Source organism: Marinagarivorans sp., from assembly GCF_982758155.1.
This window is the reverse complement of sequence record NZ_CEXWTU010000395.1, coordinates 1-2,326: the sequence shown is the minus strand read 5'-3', so window position 1 is coordinate 2,326 and position 2,326 is coordinate 1. Positions and strand designations below refer to the sequence as shown.

Genomic DNA, 2,326 nt, shown 5'->3' with positions numbered 1-2,326 from the left:
CGCGAAGGCGGCAGCATCACAGCAGCATGCTTTTTATCCTACTTCACAGAAAGCTACCCCTGGGCACACTTAGATATTGCTGGTACAGCTTGGAATAGCGGTGGCAATAAAGGCGCTACCGGGCGCCCAGTTCCCTTGCTTGTGAACTACCTAATCAACAATGCATAAACTACAAAAATAGGCGAAACCGCTGTGCGCACTATCGATAACGATGGTGCGCACTTTAATTGCCAGCCTAAAATGGCAACGCGATCCCAGGCTGCGCTTCGGTTTATACACCACGCCTTCAATACGACACTATTTTGATATGTAACTATGGCCCGCATTGATTTTTATGTTCTGAAAAGCACCAGTATGGATGCGCGACTCGACTTTGCCGTCAAACTGAGCCAAAAAGCACTACACCACCAACTTAGCACGCTTATCTGGCTAAACGACCATAGTGCCGCCAGCACACTAGACGCAAAGCTTTGGCAAAACCAGCCAGAATCCTACCTTCCACACGCCTTGGCACCAGCGCCCGAGCCACCCCCACCCATTTTACTTGCCGTAAACCAAGATCAGCCCAACTATCGCGAGTTGATAATTAATTTACACCCTCAGCCTCACCCCAAAAGTGATGAGTTTCAACGGCTGGCTGAAATCGTTATACAAGTACCCGAAATACTGCAGCAAACACGTGCCAATTACCGCCATTACAAAGCTCAAGGGCATGAGGTTTTTATGCATAATTTGTAGCATTCTGCAAATCTGCTATAACTACACCACATACATTTTGACAATTAACCCTCAAACTGTAATAGCAACGTCTCAAAACCGTCCTTTATTGCCACTAAATTGTTACACAGGTTAAAAAATAAGCTATATTCTTCAGGCGTTAAAAACAGAGCTGTGATATTAATGAGTAGCAATACCAAAGAACGTTTACTGAGTGACTTAGAGGCCTTGCGCCACCAATTGGCCGAGATCGAGGCCTATGGTGGCGATGACGCGCCCATAACAGCTATAGCCGCGAGCATACCGACACTTGAAGTAGACAATATTCCGCTGCTAGGCGATGCCGTGCCGGCCGACCGAAACGAAGCCATTACTGCGCACAGAGAAGCCATGGCGCAACTTGATGCGGAGCTACGCGAACTCGACAACGCCGACCAGCAAGTCATAAAAACAGACGTCACTTTGAACAACGAAACCAAAATTTCGACCAAACTTGTAAACGCTAACAGCATTACTCCTACGAAAGAGGCCACCCAAGCAGAACTGGCGCACCCTGCCGACATTTTTGCTGTCGCAAAGCTTACAGCCGAATCACTACTCCCCTCACACCTAAAGGCACAATCACCTCCCATGGCCATACCAACTAACTCGGACGAAAACCCCTTTTTACCCCAACATCTCCGCGAGCGACTAGACAAAAGTAAGGTTTCACTGCTTGAGGGGATTGCACGTTCCAGCGAGTCCATGGATGCGTCAACAGCTTTACTTCGCAACGTTACCGGCGAGCCGCACAAGCCGCAGGCAATACAAACTACAGCCACGGCAAACGACCACCAAATATTAGTCGACACCTTAGTCGCCAAATATTTACCACTCATTGAAGCCGACTTACGACAACGCTTGAACACATCACTTCAGCAGCAGCTAGCCGCCAAGCAGAAGATCACACAAGAGCCTTCACACTAAAAAACATGGCGCACCCATCATCTTTGAGACACCACCCATCTCCGCCCTCTCGAGTTGTTAAACCAGTCACAACCCTTACCCCATCCCGCAGATAGAATAGATTCAAAAGAATAATTAGAATCTATTTACAGGGCATGCAGATGACGATCTACGATCAACAGGCTCACTGGCAAAGGGAATTCCCACTAACAACAGAATGGCAAGAGAAACTGCCGTCCCTGTGGGAGCTCTATAAAGGCTTTTCACTCAAAATAATACAATCTGTAGACCCCTTATCATCCTGCGGACAAAGAACCTTTCTTTTAGCTCATGAAACTCGATGCCACAATGGTGTCCACACTATTCGAGGGCTCGTTTACCTAACGCCCGCCTTCAACGCCGTTTCGCAGTTAGAGAGCCATGCACGTGAATTTTCCGTAGATATTTTACACGCACATTTCTACGGCGATCACGACAACCACTGCAGTGAGATATCCATTACAGGTTAATAACGACGTCCAAAACGTAGCCCAACAAAGGGAACCAAAACACACTCAATGCAACTAAGGGACGAGGAAACAATATTTCATCCACTAATGCTTGATCTCGACCTCTTTATCTTCGTTGCTCAAAGCGTTACATGCCCCGGCATGCGCCCCTTTAA

General features: G+C 47.6%; 3 protein-coding genes and 1 pseudogene. All 4 read left to right on the top strand.

The annotated features are described in order from the left end of the window. A pseudogene (locus AC3A8L_RS21265) lies at positions 1 to 168 on the top strand (leucyl aminopeptidase); the annotation flags it as partial. A 147-nt stretch (positions 169 to 315) separates the two neighbouring features. Beyond that, positions 316 to 738, top strand: coding sequence for a DNA polymerase III subunit chi (locus AC3A8L_RS21260; protein WP_487964279.1), 423 nt, complete (start codon positions 316 to 318; stop codon positions 736 to 738). A gap of 162 nt (positions 739 to 900) precedes the next feature. Then, entirely contained in the window at positions 901 to 1,683 is a 783-nt protein-coding gene (locus tag AC3A8L_RS21255; RefSeq protein ID WP_487964278.1) for a hypothetical protein, read from the top strand. A gap of 140 nt (positions 1,684 to 1,823) precedes the next feature. After that, positions 1,824 to 2,171, top strand: coding sequence for a hypothetical protein (locus tag AC3A8L_RS21250; RefSeq protein ID WP_487964277.1), 348 nt, complete (start codon positions 1,824 to 1,826; stop codon positions 2,169 to 2,171). Positions 2,172 to 2,326 lie beyond the last annotated feature (155 nt).

What these genes read in the sequence shown, in the direction of transcription:
- AC3A8L_RS21260 (WP_487964279.1), top strand. Translation starts at nt 316, where the DNA reads ATGGCCCGCATTGATTTTTATGTTCTGAAAAGCACCAGTATGGATGCG.
- AC3A8L_RS21255 (WP_487964278.1), top strand. Translation starts at nt 901, where the DNA reads ATGAGTAGCAATACCAAAGAACGTTTACTGAGTGACTTAGAGGCCTTG.
- AC3A8L_RS21250 (WP_487964277.1), top strand. Translation starts at nt 1,824, where the DNA reads ATGACGATCTACGATCAACAGGCTCACTGGCAAAGGGAATTCCCACTA.